Genomic DNA, 15,172 nt, shown 5'->3' on the forward strand with positions numbered 1-15,172 from the left:
CCGATGGCGCGGATTGGAGCGAGGAGGGAGCGATGACACAGGCCGATATGCTTGACGACCCGACTCCCCCCGAGGCGGAAGACCTCACTGTCCGCGACGAGGAAGGCCGTCTTCATCCGGACTTCATCGCCGCCGTGGAAGCGGCGATCGAGGCAGGTGACGGGCCGTCCCTGATCGAACTTGCCGGCAATCTGCACGAGGCGGATACAGGCGACCTGCTGGAAGCGCTGAACGAGGAAGAGCGTTTCGCCTATGTCCGGCTCCTGGGCGACGCCTTCGATTATACGGCGCTGACGGAAACGGACGAGGCAATCCGGCGCCAGCTGCTGGAAGTGCTGCCGCACCAGCAAATCGCCGAAGGCCTGGGCGATCTTGATTCCGATGACGCGGTCTACATCCTTGAGGATCTGGACGAGGAAGACCAGGCAGCGATCCTGGGCGAGCTTCCCTATGCGGACCGGGCGCAGCTGCAGAAGTCGCTGGACTATCCGGAAGAATCCGCCGGGCGGCGGATGCAGACCGAGTTCATCGCGGTCGCGCCCTTCTGGACCGTCGGCCAGACCATCGACTACATGCGCGAGGCGCGCGACCTGCCCGACAGCTTCTACGAGATCTATGTGGTCGATCCGGCGTTCCGTCTGCTGGGCGCCGTGGCGCTCGACAAGGTGCTGCGCACCGGGCGGGACGAGAAAGTCACCTCGATCATGACCGAAACCCGGCACTGGGTACTTGCGACGGACGACCAGGAAGAGGTCGCCCGCATGTTCGAGCGCTATAACCTGGTCTCCTGCGCCGTCGTCGACGACGCCGACCGGCTGGTGGGCGTGATGATGGTCGACGATATCGTCGACGTCATCCAGGAAGAGGCGGAAGAGGACCTGCGCGCCCTTGCCGGTGTGGGGGACGAAGAGATCTCCGACAGCGTGGTCACCATCGCCCGGTCGCGACTGACCTGGCTGGTGGTCAATCTGGCCACCGCAGTGCTTGCCTCCGTCGTGATTGCGCTGTTCGAGGATACGATCCACGCCATGGTCGCACTCGCCGTGCTGATGCCGATCGTCGCGTCCATGGGCGGCAATGCCGGCACCCAGACCATGACGGTCGCCGTTCGCGGTATCGCCACCCAGGAACTGAGTGCGCGCAACCTGTTGCGCGTGCTCAACCGTGAAGTGCTGGTGAGTTTCGTGAACGGGATTGCGCTGGCGGTGCTGATCGGCTTCACCGCCTATCTCTGGTTTTCCAGTCCCGGGCTCGGCATCGTCATCGGCGGCGCGATCGTCATCAACATGCTGTTTGCCGGCCTGTCCGGGCTGCTGATCCCGATTGCGCTCGACAAGATGAACGTGGACCCGGCGATTGCCTCCAGCGTGTTCGTGACCACCGTGACCGACGTGGTCGGCTTCTTCGCCTTCCTCGGGATTGCCGCCCTGTGGTTCAATCTGCCGCTGTAGGGGACGTTCGAATTCAGGCTGCCGCTTGCAGCAGGTTGTCGCGCAGGGCCGCGATCCGGGCCTGAAGATCCCTCAGCTCGTCCAGCGAGATGCCGGAGGCGGCAAGGATGCAGCTGGCGAAATCCGTTGTTTCCCGTTTCAGCTCCTTGCCCGAGCCGGTCAGCCGGATGCGCACCTGGCGCTCGTCCTTGTCGTCGCGCACACGGGTGACGAAACCAAGGCTTTCCAGGCGTTTCAGGAGCGGCGTTAGCGTGTTGGATTCCAGATGCAGCCGGGCGCCGATCTCGCCGACGAGCCGGCCGTCCTGTTCCCACAGGGCGACCATGGCGAGATATTGCGGATAGGTCAGGCCCAGCTTCTGCAAGAGCGGCTTGTAGACCCGGTGCATGGCGTGATTGGCCGAATACAGCGAAAAGCACAGGAACTGGCTCAAGGGGATGTCGCTGGTTTCGAGCCGCTGCGCCGGATCCTTGGAATGTGTGTCAGTCATTGAAAAGGGTTCCTTGTCGACTGCCTTTAAAATAATTCGCACGCGATATAATCGCAACCGCTTGATTTCTGAATTCGGTTGTCTATATAAATCGTATACGATATAATCGTGTGCGATATTAAACGAGCCTGCCGGCCAGCAGTGCAGGTCAGAAGGAGACGGGAAAATGACAGTGGACGTTAAATACACCGCCAAGGCCAAGGCAACGGGCGGACGCGACGGTGCGGCGGAAACCCTTGACGGCAGCTTCGCCGTCAAGCTGGCAACGCCCAAGGAACTGGGCGGCGCAGGCGGTCCGGGCAACAATCCGGAGCAGCTCTTTGCCGCAGGCTATTCTGCCTGTTTCATCGGTGCGCTCAAATTCGTCGCCGGTCAGGAAAAGCTCGCCATTCCGGCGGAGACCTACATTGTTTCCGAGGTCGGTATCGGTCCGCGGTCGGAAGGCGGGTTCGGCCTGACGGTTTCGCTCGGGATCTCCCTTCCGGGTCTGGACAGGGCGCAGGCGGAGGCCCTGGTCGCCAAGGCGCATCAGGTCTGCCCCTATTCCAACGCGACCCGCAACAACATCGACGTCAAGCTGAGCGTGATCTGAAGACGCAGCTGCAGGCGGCCTTCCGCAAGGGGCGTGCTTGATTGCATGCCCCTTTCGCTTTTAGGGTTCAGGCTCCAACACCATTACAAGGCCCGGACCCAATGACCGGCACACCACCCCGACTGGACGGCATCCTGGAGACGTCCGTTTATGTGGATGACATGGAGACCGCCCACGCGTTTTATTCCGGCGTGCTCGGCCTGAAGCGGATGGTCTCCGGAGATCGCCTTTATGCCTATGACGCCGGTCCGGCGCAGACGCTGCTCGTCTTCCACCGGGGGCACACGGGCGAGGATGTTCAGACGCCGGGCGGTGTCGTTCCCGGACACGATACCACCGGTCCGTCCCACTTCGCGTTCCGCACGAGCCGCGAGGCCCTGGACGACTGGCGGGCGTATCTTGGAACCTCCGACGTTGAGATCATCAGCGAGGTCAATTGGCCCGCCGGCGGACAAAGCCTTTACTTTCGCGATCCGGACGGCAATGTTCTGGAAATCGCGGCGCCGCCGCTTTGGCCGAATTTCGAGGCGTGATTTTCAGAACGTGATTAGGGCAAGGCATTGCCTTGCGGGGGCAGTATGAAATTCTTGCAGGCGGTATTGCGGGTGCTGTTCTACATCGCCGTGGGCGGTGTCATTTCAATCGCGGGAGCGGCGTTCTTCTTCATGCATTGGGAACCGAACCGGGAAAAACATCCGCTGCGCGGCATCGACGTGTCCCATCACCAGGGCGAGATCGACTGGCAGCAGGTGGCCGGCGACGATGTGGCCTTCGCCTATATCAAGGCAAGCGAAGGCGGGGATTTCCAGGACAAGGCCTTCGAGGCGAACTACAGGGGCGCGACCGGCGCCGGACTGCCCTGGGGCGCCTATCATTTCTTCAGCCTGTGCAAGACCGGCGCGGCCCAGGCGGCCAATTTCCTCAACACCCTGCCGGGCGACCTGCCGATGCTGGCGCCGGTGCTCGATCTGGAGTTCGAGGGAAACTGCGCCGATCGTCCGCCGCAGAAGGATGTGGTGCGCGAGATATCGCATTTCGTGACGCTGGTCGAACAGGCGACCGGGCAGTCGGTCATCCTCTATGTCCCCAAGCCTTTCTACGAAACCTATATGAAGGGCGAGGGCGTCAACCGGCGCCTCTGGGCGCGCTCGATCTGGCATTCTCCCGGCTATGTGAAGAAATGGAGCCTGTGGCAGTACCACAAGCGCGGCAAGGTCGCCGGCATTTCGGGCGATGTGGACCTGAATGTCCTGGCAAGTGACCTGCCGTTGGGCGGTTTGAAAAAATAGCCCGTAAGCTATTTATATTCTTAACATAATTACTACGTGTTGACTTTAACGTAAAAAGAGCTGAGTGTCCTTGGCGAAGCAGTGAGGACTCATGCAACGGCTCTATACGATTACGCAGCTTACCCAGGAATTCGAGGTGACGACCCGCACCTTGCGGTTCTATGAGGCGCAGGGTCTGCTCTCGCCGCAAAGACGCGGACGCCAGAGACTATATACGCCCGCCGACCGGACCCGGCTCAAGCTGATCCTGCGCGGCAAGCGGCTGGGCTTCTCTCTCGCCGAAATCAGCGAAATCATCCAGATGTACGGCAAGGCGCCGGGCGAGGCCGGCCAGCTTCGGGTGATGATGCAGAAGATCGAGGCCCGCCGCACGGAACTTCAGGAAAAGCGTCAGGATATCGAGCTCACCCTGAAGGAACTGGATGATGTGGAGGCCGGCTGCCGACAGCGGATGAGCGAACTCGGCATGAGCGAGGCCGATGTCCTGGCCGGGGAGACGGCAAGGGAAAAAACCGGGGTGAAGGCATGAGCAGTTCAACCGTAACCTACAAGGGCGTGGTCTATCCCCAGCATTGCGATCACATGGGCCACATGAACGTGGCCTGGTACGTTTCAAAATTCGACGAGGCCACCTGGAACTTCTTTGCCATGCTCGGGCTGACGCCTTCCTTCCTGAGGCAGTCCGGCCGCGGTATGGCCGCGGTCGAACAGCAGATTTCCTACAAGAGCGAGATGATGCCCGGCGACCTGATCGAGGTGCGCAGCCGGCTCATTGAACTGAAGAGCAAGGCCGTGCGTTTTGCCCATGACATGTTCAATGCCGAAACCGGGACGCTCACCGCCTCGACCGAACTGACGGCGGTGCATCTGGATACGCAGTTGCGCAAGGCCGTTGCCTTTACGCCCGAAATCGCCGCCTGCGCGGAAGCGGCGTTCGCAATCGGCGGGGAAGGGGCGGTCCAATGATCCTGGAACCGAGAGATCCGGAGTGGGAAGCGCGAGTCCGTTCAAGCTTTGCCAGGCAGCCGTTCATGTCCTATCTCGGCGCCGAGCTTGCCCATGTGTCGCCCGGTGCGGTGGATATCGAACTGGCCTTCAAACCGGAACTGACCCAGCAGCATGGGTTTTTCCACGCCGGCAGCACCTCGACCATTGCCGACAGCGCCGCCGGCTATGCCGCGTTGTCGCTCTATCCGGCGGGCACCGGCGTGCTCACGACTGAGTTCAAGGTCAACCTGCTCAATCCGGCGCGCCAGGAAAAGCTGGTGGCCCGGGGGCGGGTGCTGAAACCGGGAAAGACGCTGACCATCTGCCGGGCGGATGTCTACGGGCTCGACGATAGCGAGCAGGTGCACGTGGCGACCGGGCTCTTTTCCATGATCTGCCTGCAGGGCATGGATGATTAGGGACGGCTAGAGGCAAAATGAGCGAGATCCTGATCCGGCCGCTGAAGGCGGGAGACAGACCAGAATGGGACCGGCTGTGGCAGGCTTACCTGACGTTCTACGAACAGGAGCTTGCGCCGGAGGTGACCGAGACGCTGTTCCGGCGCCTCCTGGGAGAAGGCCGGCATTTCGGTCTGGTCGCGGAACAGGACGGCCGGCTTGTCGGGCTGGTCCACGCTTTGCCCCATGACAGCACCTGGGCGGTCGAGCCCACCTGTTATCTGGAAGACCTTTTCGTCGATGGCGCATGCCGTGGGAGTGGGATCGGCCGCAAGCTGATCGAGGCGGTCTACGCCGAAGCCGACAGGCTCGGCTGCTCTAAGGTCTACTGGCACACCCACGACCATAACGCCACCGCGCGCCAGCTTTACGACCGCATCGGTCATCTCACCCCTTTCGTCAAATATGTCCGCTGACCGGACTTGAGAAATCGGCTCCAGGGAGGAACCAGCCATGATCCGCAACGACTTTCCGTCCTTCAACTTCAACCTCGGCGAAACCGCAGACATGCTGCGCGACAGTGTGCGCTCCTATTCCCAGGACCGGATCGCGCCGCTCGCAGACCGAATCGACCGGGAGGACTGGTTCCCGAAGGAACTGTGGCCGGAAATGGGGGAACTCGGCCTGCACGGCATCACCGTGGAAGAGGAGTGGGGCGGCTCGGGCCTTGGCTACTTGGAACACTGTATCGCCATGGAGGAGGTCAGCCGGGCATCCGCATCCATCGGCCTTTCCTACGGCGCCCATTCCAACCTGTGCGTCAACCAGATGCGCCGCTGGGGCAATGACGACCAGAAGACCCGCTATCTGGGCAAGCTGATTTCCGGCGAGCACCTGGGCGCGCTCGCCATGTCCGAACCGGGCGCGGGCTCCGACGTGGTCTCCATGAAGCTCAAGGCGGAAAAGAAGGGCGACCGGTATGTCCTCAACGGCTCGAAAATGTGGATCACCAACGGCCCGCAGGCCGACACGCTGATCATTTATGCCAAGACCGATCCGGACGCGGGCCCGAAGGGCATCACCGCGTTCCTGGTCGAAAAGGGGTTCAAGGGCTTCTCCGTGGCCCAGAAGCTCGACAAGCTCGGCATGCGCGGTTCGGAAACCGGGGAACTGGTGTTCCAGGACTGCGAGGTGCCGGAGGAAAACGTGCTCGGCGAGGTCAGCCGGGGCGTCAACGTGCTCATGTCCGGGCTCGACTACGAGCGCACGGTGCTGGCGGCCGGTTCCATCGGCATCATGCAGGCGGCCATGGACGTGGTCATTCCTTACGTGCACGAGCGCCAGCAGTTCGGCCAACCGATTGGCACTTTCCAGCTCGTCCAGGGCAAGGTCGCCGACATGTATGTCACGATGAACGCCACCAAGGCCTACGTCTACGCAGTCGCCCAGGCCTGCGACCGGGGCGAGACCACCCGCGAGGACGCCGCCGGCGCGATCCTCTATGCGGCGGAAAATGCGACGAAAATCGCACTGGACGCGATCCAGCTTCTCGGCGGCAACGGCTATATCAACGAATATCCGACCGGCCGCCTGTTGCGCGACGCCAAGCTCTACGAGATCGGCGCCGGCACCAGCGAAATCCGCCGCATGCTGATCGGTCGGGAGATCTTCAACAAGACGGCGTGAGGCTTCACGGCGTTCGTCCTGGCTCGAGGCCGTTGATCAGGAGGTTTCTACCCTGATTAACGGCTGTGTAATTATTCGTGCATAGGTTGCTTTCCGGTTACAGGAGGGCAATCTGTGGAACGCGTATTACGCTATGTTTTATCTCTTTTCGTTGGCCTGATCGGACTCATTGCCGGAGGCCTTCTCATCTGGATGGCGATTGCCAATTCCGTTTTGCTCTGGGGCGTCTACAAATACGCTACGGCGGAGTCCGGACTTGCCCATGAATTGAGAGTGGCCGAGGAAAAGCTGAAAGGGGTCAAGTTCGACCTTGATAAGTTGATCCAGCCAGCGCTTCTGGCGGTTCTTGCTCTAAGCGCAGGGGTTTTTCTGCTGATCATTGGCGGCAGGAGCCTCTTTCGTCGATTGATGGCCGGCCTGCCGGAGGAAAACGAGGGAAGGGCCGAGACGGCCGTCGGCCGCTGGGGGCACATTGCCATCTATCTTTTCGGCATCCTGCTCGCCGGAAAGGGACTGGTGTTCGGTATTCTTTATGTTCCAACCGATGTTCCCCTGACCTTTACCAGCGTGCATGGAGAAGCAACGGCAGAGAAACACTGGTCGGTCCCTTCCGAACGCGAAGGCGCCAGGCCGTCTTATTATGCTGTGTTTCGCTACACCACGGCGGATGGCCAGTCCTACCGCAAGGAAATGCAGGTCGATTCGATCGTCGCTGCAGGATTGAAGCGGGATCCGGATATTCGGATTGCCTATGTTCCCAACGACCCGCAGAACATGACCATTGCGCGCTGGGTGCGCAGTCCGCTTGGATACCTCTGGTTTTTCATGTGGCGCATCGTGTTCGTGACCATCGGCGTTCGTGGAATAGCAAGAGAGCTGAGGCCGCCCGACGGCGGTTCGAAGGTGAACGTTCAGCCGCTGAGTGTTTCGGTGGGCGCTCCGCCGGCTGAAAGTCGAACAGGGCTTCGCCGTAAGCAGTTTGGCCGTCGTACCTGAAGCCTGACCGGGAAAGCCGTGCGACCCGGGAAGGAGACAGTTTCAACCGCATCGCTTGACACTCCGGCTGCTTTGGCAATCTCCTGATGTCGGCGACAGGAGGATTGCCCATGACCGGCGAAACCGATCTCGATCACCTCATTTCCCACATGCGTCCGATGCTCGATCCGGAGCCTTACGTGTTCTGCACCTTCGCGGAGAAGACCGCGGCGGATCTGGCGGCCTACGAACCGGTGGGGCTGTTTGCCGAAACCGAGGGCATGAGCGCGATCCTGCCGGCGGAAAAGGCGCGGGCGCTCGGACTTGCGGAAGCCGAATGGTTCCGCCGGATCACGCTGATGGTCCATTCCAGCCTGGCGGCGGTCGGCCTGACCGCTGCCGTTTCAGCCACCCTTGCCCGTGCCGGGATCCCGGCCAATGTGGTAGCTGCCTATTTCCATGACCATGTATTCGTGCCGGCCCCGCAGGCGGAAGAAGCCCTGAGGCTTTTGACGTGTCTCGCCGAAGAAGGCGGCGTCGAAATCAGCGAAATGTGATGAACAACGTTTTTGATTTAACGAAGTCCGCATAACTTCATGGCATGGTCGGAAGTTGCAGGCAGGTTGTGGTAACCAGTCCTTGAATCGGAATTGGGCCCCGTTTCATGTACTTGGACGTTTATACGCTTTTCTTTTTGCTCGGCACCGTGATGTTCCTCGTCGGGATCGCGCTCCTTGCCGTATGGTGGCCGAGCCGTTCCGAGCCGGGTCTGCTCTACTGGGCCGTCAGCTTCTTCGTCCGCCTTCCGGCGATCCCGCTTTTGATGGCGCGCGGACAGATCGCCGATCGGCTGTCTATCGATCTGGCCAACGGGTTCCTGCTCGCCGGCCTCGGTCTGGGCTGGGTCGGAACCCGGATGTTCGCTCGGCGCAGAGTGAATATAGTCGTCGCCGTCGCGCCAATGGCGATCTGGTTCGCTGCCTGTCAGGTGCCGTCCATCTACGATGAGATCGGCTATCGGCTTTTCGTCTACTCCGCGCTGACCGCCGCATATAGTTTCGCAATTGCTTTCGAGTTTTGGCGCGATGCAGTCCTGTCGGGCCATCGGCTGAAGAAATGGCTGGCAGCCCTTTTCGTCGTCAACGGCTCGGTCCATTTGCTGCGGGCCGTCTACGGCCTCGTGACTTACGATTCCGCGGGGCTTCTTCAGCGACACGGATATCTGTCCATGTCCGTCTTCGTGCCGCTGGTGCTGGTCGTGATCGGCACCATGATCGCCATGGCCATGTACCGGGAAGAGCATCTGGATACGCTGAAACACGATGCGGCGCACGATCCCCTGACCAATGTCCTCAACCGCAGGGCCTTCTTAGCCCGTGCCGAAAACGTGTTGCGGGAAGGCCTTCAGGACGGCGTGACCGTGGCGCTGCTGATGCTCGACCTCGATCATTTCAAGAAAGTCAACGATTCCCACGGCCATCTGGCAGGCGACCAGGTTCTCAAGCAGGTGTGCGCCCGGGTGACCGGCATGATCCGCCGGACCGATCTGTTCGGACGCATGGGCGGCGAGGAGTTTGCCGCTCTGCTCAAGGTCGTCGCGCCGGACGACGCGATGTTGGTGGCGGAGAAGATCCGCAAGGCCGTCCGTTCGATGGCGATTGCCACGGACGAGGGCGATCTTTCCGTCACGGTGAGTATCGGCGTGGCGGAACAGATGGACGATTTGTACGGATTCGACGAGATGATGCGGCGGGCGGATGCGGCCCTTTACGCCGCAAAGCTGGGCGGTCGCGACAGGGTCTGTGACTACAGCGAGGGGCAGGGCCACCCGGTGCCGGGAAATACCGGGCCGGTTCCGGCCGTCGAAATGGTCTCCTCGCCCGACAGGTAGACGATCGCCGAATTGCTGCAATTTGGCGACATGGCGACCGTTCAATTCGGTTTGACGGTTGCAATTTTGCTCCCGCACTCCCATTCCTAAGAGGACTTGAGCAGGGGAAGTGCCATGCGGGCCAAACGCCGACTGGCCGCCGTAATGTGTGCCGATGTCGCCCATTACGCGCGGTTGATGGAAGTGGATGAGGACGGGACGCTGGACCGGCTGAAATCCTACCGCGAAATCATGTCGCAACTGGCGGAACGGCACAACGGGCGGATCGTCAATACCTGGGGCGATGCGGTCATCATCGAATTCTCCAGTGTGGTGGAAGCCGTGCAGTGCGCGGTCGAGATCCAGACCGAATTATCCTTGCGCAACGCGGATCTGCCGGATGCGCGCAAGATGGAATTCCGGATCGGCCTGAACCTCGGCGACCTCATGGTCGAGGGTGACGATATCTACGGCGACGGCGTCAACGTGGCCGCCCGGCTGCAGGAACTGGCGCCGCGCGGTGGCATTCTCTTGTCCCAGTCCGTCTACGATCAGGTGCGCAGCAAGATGGCCCTGGGGTTCGAACCTCTGGGGCTGCAACAGGTCAAAAACGTCAGCGAACCGGTGGAAACCTACGCCGTCCGTCTCGGCGGGCGCAACGCGCCGGAAGAGGATGGGACACGGGCGGACCAGGAGGAGCGTCATTCCGAATCCGGATCGACGCATAACGGCGATGGAGCCGGTCATCGGGCCGGCGACCGGGATGTGGCCGCCTTCGCCAACGGGTTCGAGCAGGCGCGCGCCTGGCTGATGCGCCAGCCGCGGGTGGTCCGCCGCTGCGTTTTCATGATCGGCTTCTTCTTCCTGCTCAATCTCCTGACGACCGGGCTGTCTCCGCTCTGGTTCGTCTGGCCGTCTCTGCCGTTTTTCGTTGCCGTGATGTGGCATCTCTTTAGCGGAAAGGGCGACCGAAAATTCCGTGGCGGATCGCATCAACCCGATTGATCCTCGCTGAAAACCCCTTATGTTTCGGTTCTGATAACTCTTTCAGGATATGCCTCGCCTGAGGATTTGCGAGCTGCTCCCGGTTCGCATACACATTGAGACACCGAACGTCCGGCGCCTGAGCCGGCAAAACGCCAACGGAGCCCATCCCGCGCATGAAAAACTATTCGACAACGGTGCCCGCCCGTCTCGATGACGAGGAAGAGGAAAAGGCCAAAAGCCAACCGTCCATCCAGGTCGACAAGCATCTGTTCGAAGCCCGTACCGTTCTGATCACGGGACCGGTCAACCAGGAGATGGCCCGGGATGTCTGCGCACGCCTTCTGGCGCTCGCGCAGGTGTCCAACGATCCGATCACCGTGATCGTGTCGTCTCCCGGCGGCCATGTGGAATCCGGCGACATGATCCACGACACGATCAAGTTCATCTCGCCGGAAGTGCGAATTCTCGGCATGGGCTGGGTGGCGAGCGCCGGGGCGCTGATCTATGTGTCGGTGCCGAAGGACAAGCGTTTCTGCACGCCGAACACCCGCTTCCTCTTGCACCAACCGTCCGGCGGCGCCGGCGGCATGGCCACCGACATCGAGATCCAGGCACGCGAAATCATCAAGATGCGCGACCGTCTCAACAAGATCTTCGCCGATGCCACGGGACAGCCGCTGGAGCGCATCGAAAAGGACACGGACCGCGACTACTGGATGGGCCCGGAAGAGGGGATCGAGTACGGTCTGGTCGGAAAGGTCGTAACCTCGGTCAGCGAACTCAGCTGATCCGGTTCCGGTAACAGGTCACAAAAAAAGCGCCGGCAGGGAAACCTGCCGGCGCTTTTTCGTCGTGGACGCTCCCGATCAGGCGACGATGCCGACCGGGTCCTGAGGCGCGGGACCCGGACGGCTTGCCGGGACGCTCACGACGTGGGGACGGATGTGTTCCATGACGACGCGCATCTGGGTTTCGTCACGGACCGAAGAACGACGGCCCCCCAATGACCTGACGACATGGTCGACAAAGCGGTCGTAGCGGTCGTCGTCGAGACGAAGCGGTCTCAAGACCTGTCCGATCGGCATGCCGTCGTAAAAGGGCGCGCCCCCGAACAGAAAGATCAGGAATTCACAAAGCTCGTCGGCGTGCCGCAGCACGGGACCGTCTTGCGGCAGCCTGAACGCGCTGTCCTGATACAGCTTGCTTGCCAGCGTTTCGATGGCTTCCTGGAAAGCCGGACGTCCACCGAGTTTCAGATACAAAGTCATCTTCTTTGCCCTTGATTGCACCGTTGATCCGATGACAACAAAATGCACCAGGGCTGCGTTTGTGCCTGTGACATCTGTCACGGTTTGCGCCTTTGGCCTCGTGAATTGTCGCGAGGAGAAAAACTGCAGGGAAATTCAAGGGGTCTTGGCAGAAAAACAATCGCCCGCCCGGATGAGCGGACACGATCTCAAGGCTTTTTGCCGGCTTCGGTCAGCCAGTTCCGGCATCTTTGTTCGGGATCTGCAGCCTTCAACACATCCGTGATGACGCAGATGCTGTCGGCGCCGGCGGCATAGACTTCGGCGGCCTGTTCAACGCGAATGCCGCCAATGGCGACCAGCGGGCAGGGGATGCGGGCTTTCCATTCCCTGATCCGGTCAAGGCCCTGGGGGGCGTGATCGACGGTCTTGCCGCGCGGTTCGAAGATCGGTCCGAGCGCGACGTAATCGGGCTCCAGCGCAAGCGCACGCTCCAGTTCGGCCGGGGTATGGGTCGAAATACCGATCCGGATTCCGGCGCGTTTCAACGCAGGGACGTCCGCGGTGTCGAGGTCTTCCTGACCGAGATGGACCCAGTCCGCGCCCGCATCGATGGCCTGTTGCCAATAGTCGTTGACCACCAGAATGCAGTCGTATCTGCGCGCGATCTCCAGTCCGCGCCGGATCGCTTCGCTAATGTCCGGCAGGCTTTTGTCCTTGATCCGGAGCTGGGCGAACTTCAGGCCGACAGGACACAGGCGGGCGAGCCAGGACGGATCGTCCACGATCAAGTAGAAGGGAGGCAGCATCTTTGATGTCATCTGGATTCGTTCGAATGAGGCGGAAACCTAGCCCAAATACCTGCTCCGCGAAACGTGCATGGCCGTTGAAGCCATATCTCTGCTATGGTGATTCCAGATCGTAACCCAAGGGCACTTTGGGGTATTTTGACGGATTGAAACAATCCGTTCAGCCAGACCGCCCTTTGCGAAAAAGGGACGGGGCCCCATATAGGAGCCGATTACCCCCTGAACGGGCGGGACCGTCGTCAATCTTGAAGGAAGTGGGCCCATGGTCCTTGAAGCGCCGCTGCTTGCCGCGAACGTCGTTCAATGGCTCTATTCGGAAGCCGTCGGGCGGCAGGACAGTCTGGAACTGGTGGAGGACCTGGCTTCGCATCTGCGCGAGGGCGGACTTCCCGTCGACCGCATCACCACCGCCATCTTGCTGCTGCACCCGAATGTGCGAGCCGAGGGAGCTGTGTGGGAAAGCAGCGGGACGCGCGAGCTGCGCCGTTATCTCGCCACCGAAGAGGTCAACGAGGCTTACCAAAACAGCCCCTTGAAGGTCGTTTACACCGAGCAACGACCGGTACGCTGCAGGATCGGCGCGGAGGCGGAGCCGGGAGAGTTCACCGTCATTCCGGACCTGAGGGCCGAAGGCTATACCGATTATATTGCCCTGCCGATGCCGTTTTCGGACGGGTCGACCAAGGCGGTGACCTTCGCGACCAAGGCCCCGGCCGGCTTTACGGGCGCGCAGATCGGCGTGCTGGAATCGATCATCCGGCCGCTTGCGATCGTCTGCGAACTTGCGACCCTGAGGCGGACGGCGGAAACGCTGCTCGATACCTATGTGGGCGTGCGTGCCGGCAGCAAGGTGCTCAACGGTACGGTCAAGCGCGGCGACGGCGAATGGATTTCCGCCGTGGTCAGCTTCGCGGACCTGAGGGGTTTCACCCGCATTTCAAACAAGCTGCCGGCGGACAAGCTGATCAAGTTCCTTAATCAGTATTTCGGCGCCATGACGGCGGCCGTGGAGGCCCATGGCGGCGAGGTGCTCAAATACATCGGCGACGAGATCATGGCGATCTTTCCCTATTCCAACGAGGACGAGGCGAAGGATGCGGCCAAGCGCGCGCTGCTTGCGGCCCGGCAGACGATCCACAGCATCGAGGAGATCAACCAGGCCAACATCTGCCTTGAGACGCCGGACCTGAGCGTCGGCATCGCGCTTCACGCCGGGGACGTCTTCTTCGGGAATGTGGGCAGCGAAACCCGACTCGACTTCACCGTGATCGGACCGGTGGTCAACATGGCCGCCCGGATCGCCGAACTCGCCAAGGACATGGACGTGGAAGTCCTCGTTTCCGACGGGATTGCCGACATCATGGGCTGCCGGTCGGGCCTGTTCGGCGAATATCAGGTGAAGGGGTTCGATGATCCGGTGCGTGTGTATTCGCCGGCATCGGCGCTGCGTGACAATGCCAACTTGTGCCCGGACAGCACCGCCATGCGCGCCTTGGAGGCAAACTGACGGCGCAACAGGACCACCAGAACCGCCAGCGTCATGACGGCGAAGGCGATGGGTCCGCCGAACCATCCCATAAAGCCGATGGAGAAGAAAAACGCCCGCTGGCCGCTGTTGAAATGGCGGCCGGCGAGAACGTTGAGTTCGGCGGCGGTGCCTGCCAGTCCCCGAATGGTCTCCGTTTCCGGTGAATCGGCCTCCGGCACAGAGCCTAGAACGATGCTGGAATAGTTGAACAGCCGGTAGGCCCAGCCGAACTTGAAGAAGCCGTAGGCAAAGATCAGCATCAGCCCGAGAACCTTGATTTCCCAAAGCGCCCGGCTGCTTTCAACAGGCAGCGACAGGTCCTGCGCCACCTGAAGAATGATGTCGGTGGAGTTCAGGAGCGCAAAGCCGCCGCCGATGGCGAGCAGCGAGGTGGAGGCGAAAAAGGCCGTGCCTTGCTGCAGGCCCGACGTGATCGCCGTGTCCATGATGCGTACCGGGCGCCGGGTCATGGAGATCATCCAGGCACGGCGGTAGTTGTCCATGGCGTGGGACAGGGTCTTGTGGCGCAAGGGGCTGATGTCGATCAGCAGGTTGAAGCCGAACCAGGCGATGAGGAACCATCCGGCGGCGATCAGATCGGTAAGCGAAAGAACATTCATCATGGCGGGTCTCGACGATTCCGATCAGGGTCCGGTTGAGGGACGGGCCTCCCAAAGGCGCTTTTCCAAGGTTTAGCGCAGCTTTTTTTCGCTGGCTACTTTCACTTAAGATTTTGAATCAAAAGATAAAATATGAGACCAGCAGCAAATGCATTCCTGATGCTTGTTTTTTGCACTTGCGAAGTCGTTAGCGATCCCTTAACTCCTCGCCCAAATAAGGCCACATTTCGCCACGGCGGCACC

Annotated in this window: 19 protein-coding genes; 15 read left to right on the plus strand and 4 right to left on the minus strand. The window is 61.1% G+C overall.

All coding sequences use genetic code 11. The features are described 5' to 3' along the window. Positions 1 to 32: 32 nt before the first annotated feature. Positions 33 to 1,451 carry a magnesium transporter gene (gene mgtE, locus HK439_RS06355; protein ID WP_190290552.1) on the plus strand — a complete coding sequence of 473 codons (1,419 nt, stop codon included), beginning with the start codon at positions 33 to 35 and terminating at the stop codon, positions 1,449 to 1,451. A gap of 13 nt (positions 1,452 to 1,464) precedes the next feature. Here mgtE and HK439_RS06360 read toward each other — a convergent pair whose 3' ends face one another. Then, positions 1,465 to 1,941, minus strand: coding sequence for a MarR family winged helix-turn-helix transcriptional regulator (locus HK439_RS06360; RefSeq protein WP_190290553.1), 477 nt, complete (start codon positions 1,939 to 1,941; stop codon positions 1,465 to 1,467). A 166-nt stretch (positions 1,942 to 2,107) separates the two neighbouring features. On the opposite strand from HK439_RS06360, the gene HK439_RS06365 reads away from it, so the two are divergent. The 13 genes from HK439_RS06365 (at position 2,108) to HK439_RS06425 (ending at position 11,513) form a co-directional block, all read left to right on the plus strand. Further along, a complete protein-coding gene (locus HK439_RS06365) occupies positions 2,108 to 2,533 on the plus strand; it encodes an organic hydroperoxide resistance protein (protein WP_190290554.1) in 426 nt (141 codons plus the stop codon). A 101-nt stretch (positions 2,534 to 2,634) separates the two neighbouring features. Next, positions 2,635 to 3,066, plus strand: coding sequence for a VOC family protein (locus tag HK439_RS06370; protein WP_190290555.1), 432 nt, complete (start codon positions 2,635 to 2,637; stop codon positions 3,064 to 3,066). A gap of 45 nt (positions 3,067 to 3,111) precedes the next feature. Continuing rightward, a complete protein-coding gene (locus HK439_RS06375) occupies positions 3,112 to 3,822 on the plus strand; it encodes a GH25 family lysozyme (RefSeq protein WP_190290556.1) in 711 nt (236 codons plus the stop codon). 91 nt (positions 3,823 to 3,913) lie between these two features. Beyond that, positions 3,914 to 4,351: a MerR family transcriptional regulator gene (locus HK439_RS06380; RefSeq protein ID WP_190290557.1), complete on the plus strand. Its 438-nt coding sequence runs from the start codon at positions 3,914 to 3,916 to the stop codon at positions 4,349 to 4,351. After that, complete coding sequence (locus HK439_RS06385) at positions 4,348 to 4,788, plus strand: acyl-CoA thioesterase (protein WP_190290558.1); 441 nt, start codon at positions 4,348 to 4,350, stop codon at positions 4,786 to 4,788. The genes HK439_RS06380 and HK439_RS06385 overlap by 4 nt, the downstream gene beginning before the upstream one ends. Further along, entirely contained in the window at positions 4,785 to 5,228 is a 444-nt protein-coding gene (locus HK439_RS06390; protein WP_190290559.1) for a PaaI family thioesterase, read from the plus strand. The genes HK439_RS06385 and HK439_RS06390 overlap by 4 nt, the downstream gene beginning before the upstream one ends. Before the next feature lie 17 nt (positions 5,229 to 5,245). Further along, positions 5,246 to 5,683 (plus strand): GNAT family N-acetyltransferase, encoded by a 438-nt coding sequence (locus tag HK439_RS06395; protein WP_190290560.1) that lies wholly within the window; start codon positions 5,246 to 5,248, stop codon positions 5,681 to 5,683. Between the two features lie 37 nt (positions 5,684 to 5,720). Next, positions 5,721 to 6,893, plus strand: a complete 1,173-nt coding sequence (locus HK439_RS06400; RefSeq protein ID WP_190290561.1) for an isovaleryl-CoA dehydrogenase — start codon at positions 5,721 to 5,723, stop codon at positions 6,891 to 6,893. 114 nt (positions 6,894 to 7,007) lie between these two features. Continuing rightward, positions 7,008 to 7,889 carry a hypothetical protein gene (locus HK439_RS06405; RefSeq protein WP_190290562.1) on the plus strand — a complete coding sequence of 294 codons (882 nt, stop codon included), beginning with the start codon at positions 7,008 to 7,010 and terminating at the stop codon, positions 7,887 to 7,889. A gap of 110 nt (positions 7,890 to 7,999) precedes the next feature. Then, positions 8,000 to 8,425, plus strand: a complete 426-nt coding sequence (locus HK439_RS06410) for an ACT domain-containing protein (RefSeq protein ID WP_190290563.1) — start codon at positions 8,000 to 8,002, stop codon at positions 8,423 to 8,425. Between the two features lie 107 nt (positions 8,426 to 8,532). Next, the gene (locus tag HK439_RS06415; protein WP_190290564.1) at positions 8,533 to 9,759 is read left to right on the plus strand and encodes a GGDEF domain-containing protein; all 1,227 of its coding nucleotides are present in this window, start codon (positions 8,533 to 8,535) and stop codon (positions 9,757 to 9,759) included. A gap of 114 nt (positions 9,760 to 9,873) precedes the next feature. Then, complete coding sequence (locus HK439_RS06420; RefSeq protein ID WP_190290565.1) at positions 9,874 to 10,743, plus strand: adenylate/guanylate cyclase domain-containing protein; 870 nt, start codon at positions 9,874 to 9,876, stop codon at positions 10,741 to 10,743. Between the two features lie 155 nt (positions 10,744 to 10,898). Beyond that, positions 10,899 to 11,513 (plus strand): ATP-dependent Clp protease proteolytic subunit, encoded by a 615-nt coding sequence (locus tag HK439_RS06425; RefSeq protein WP_190290566.1) that lies wholly within the window; start codon positions 10,899 to 10,901, stop codon positions 11,511 to 11,513. Between the two features lie 78 nt (positions 11,514 to 11,591). On the opposite strand, the gene HK439_RS06430 is transcribed toward HK439_RS06425, so the two are convergent. Continuing rightward, on the minus strand, positions 11,592 to 11,993 hold the full coding sequence (locus tag HK439_RS06430) for a Clp protease ClpP (protein WP_190290567.1): 402 nt from the start codon (positions 11,991 to 11,993) through the stop codon (positions 11,592 to 11,594). Positions 11,994 to 12,181: 188 nt separating this feature from the next. Further along, positions 12,182 to 12,793 carry a thiamine phosphate synthase gene (locus HK439_RS06435; protein WP_209011602.1) on the minus strand — a complete coding sequence of 204 codons (612 nt, stop codon included), beginning with the start codon at positions 12,791 to 12,793 and terminating at the stop codon, positions 12,182 to 12,184. A gap of 250 nt (positions 12,794 to 13,043) precedes the next feature. Here HK439_RS06435 and HK439_RS06440 point away from each other — a divergent pair, with 250 nt between their 5' ends. Continuing rightward, a complete protein-coding gene (locus HK439_RS06440) occupies positions 13,044 to 14,288 on the plus strand; it encodes an adenylate/guanylate cyclase domain-containing protein (RefSeq protein WP_190290568.1) in 1,245 nt (414 codons plus the stop codon). On the opposite strand, the gene HK439_RS06445 is transcribed toward HK439_RS06440, so the two are convergent. After that, on the minus strand, positions 14,174 to 14,932 hold the full coding sequence (locus HK439_RS06445; protein ID WP_209011603.1) for a DUF599 domain-containing protein: 759 nt from the start codon (positions 14,930 to 14,932) through the stop codon (positions 14,174 to 14,176). The genes HK439_RS06440 and HK439_RS06445 overlap by 115 nt on opposite strands. Positions 14,933 to 15,172: the final 240 nt, after the last annotated feature.

The organism is Roseibium aggregatum (assembly GCF_014692675.1).
Lineage (GTDB): Bacteria > Pseudomonadota > Alphaproteobacteria > Rhizobiales > Stappiaceae > Roseibium > Roseibium aggregatum_C.

Excerpts from the sequence above, each read along its gene's own strand:
- mgtE (WP_190290552.1), top strand. The coding sequence starts at position 33 with ATGACACAGGCCGATATGCTTGACGACCCGACTCCCCCCGAGGCGGAA.
- HK439_RS06360 (WP_190290553.1), bottom strand. The coding sequence starts at position 1,941 with ATGACTGACACACATTCCAAGGATCCGGCGCAGCGGCTCGAAACCAGC.
- HK439_RS06365 (WP_190290554.1), top strand. The coding sequence starts at position 2,108 with ATGACAGTGGACGTTAAATACACCGCCAAGGCCAAGGCAACGGGCGGA.
- HK439_RS06370 (WP_190290555.1), top strand. The coding sequence starts at position 2,635 with ATGACCGGCACACCACCCCGACTGGACGGCATCCTGGAGACGTCCGTT.
- HK439_RS06375 (WP_190290556.1), top strand. The coding sequence starts at position 3,112 with ATGAAATTCTTGCAGGCGGTATTGCGGGTGCTGTTCTACATCGCCGTG.
- HK439_RS06380 (WP_190290557.1), top strand. The coding sequence starts at position 3,914 with ATGCAACGGCTCTATACGATTACGCAGCTTACCCAGGAATTCGAGGTG.
- HK439_RS06385 (WP_190290558.1), top strand. The coding sequence starts at position 4,348 with ATGAGCAGTTCAACCGTAACCTACAAGGGCGTGGTCTATCCCCAGCAT.
- HK439_RS06390 (WP_190290559.1), top strand. The coding sequence starts at position 4,785 with ATGATCCTGGAACCGAGAGATCCGGAGTGGGAAGCGCGAGTCCGTTCA.
- HK439_RS06395 (WP_190290560.1), top strand. The coding sequence starts at position 5,246 with ATGAGCGAGATCCTGATCCGGCCGCTGAAGGCGGGAGACAGACCAGAA.
- HK439_RS06400 (WP_190290561.1), top strand. The coding sequence starts at position 5,721 with ATGATCCGCAACGACTTTCCGTCCTTCAACTTCAACCTCGGCGAAACC.
- HK439_RS06410 (WP_190290563.1), top strand. The coding sequence starts at position 8,000 with ATGACCGGCGAAACCGATCTCGATCACCTCATTTCCCACATGCGTCCG.
- HK439_RS06415 (WP_190290564.1), top strand. The coding sequence starts at position 8,533 with ATGTACTTGGACGTTTATACGCTTTTCTTTTTGCTCGGCACCGTGATG.
- HK439_RS06420 (WP_190290565.1), top strand. The coding sequence starts at position 9,874 with ATGCGGGCCAAACGCCGACTGGCCGCCGTAATGTGTGCCGATGTCGCC.
- HK439_RS06425 (WP_190290566.1), top strand. The coding sequence starts at position 10,899 with ATGAAAAACTATTCGACAACGGTGCCCGCCCGTCTCGATGACGAGGAA.
- HK439_RS06430 (WP_190290567.1), bottom strand. The coding sequence starts at position 11,993 with ATGACTTTGTATCTGAAACTCGGTGGACGTCCGGCTTTCCAGGAAGCC.
- HK439_RS06435 (WP_209011602.1), bottom strand. The coding sequence starts at position 12,793 with ATGACATCAAAGATGCTGCCTCCCTTCTACTTGATCGTGGACGATCCG.
- HK439_RS06440 (WP_190290568.1), top strand. The coding sequence starts at position 13,044 with ATGGTCCTTGAAGCGCCGCTGCTTGCCGCGAACGTCGTTCAATGGCTC.
- HK439_RS06445 (WP_209011603.1), bottom strand. The coding sequence starts at position 14,932 with ATGATGAATGTTCTTTCGCTTACCGATCTGATCGCCGCCGGATGGTTC.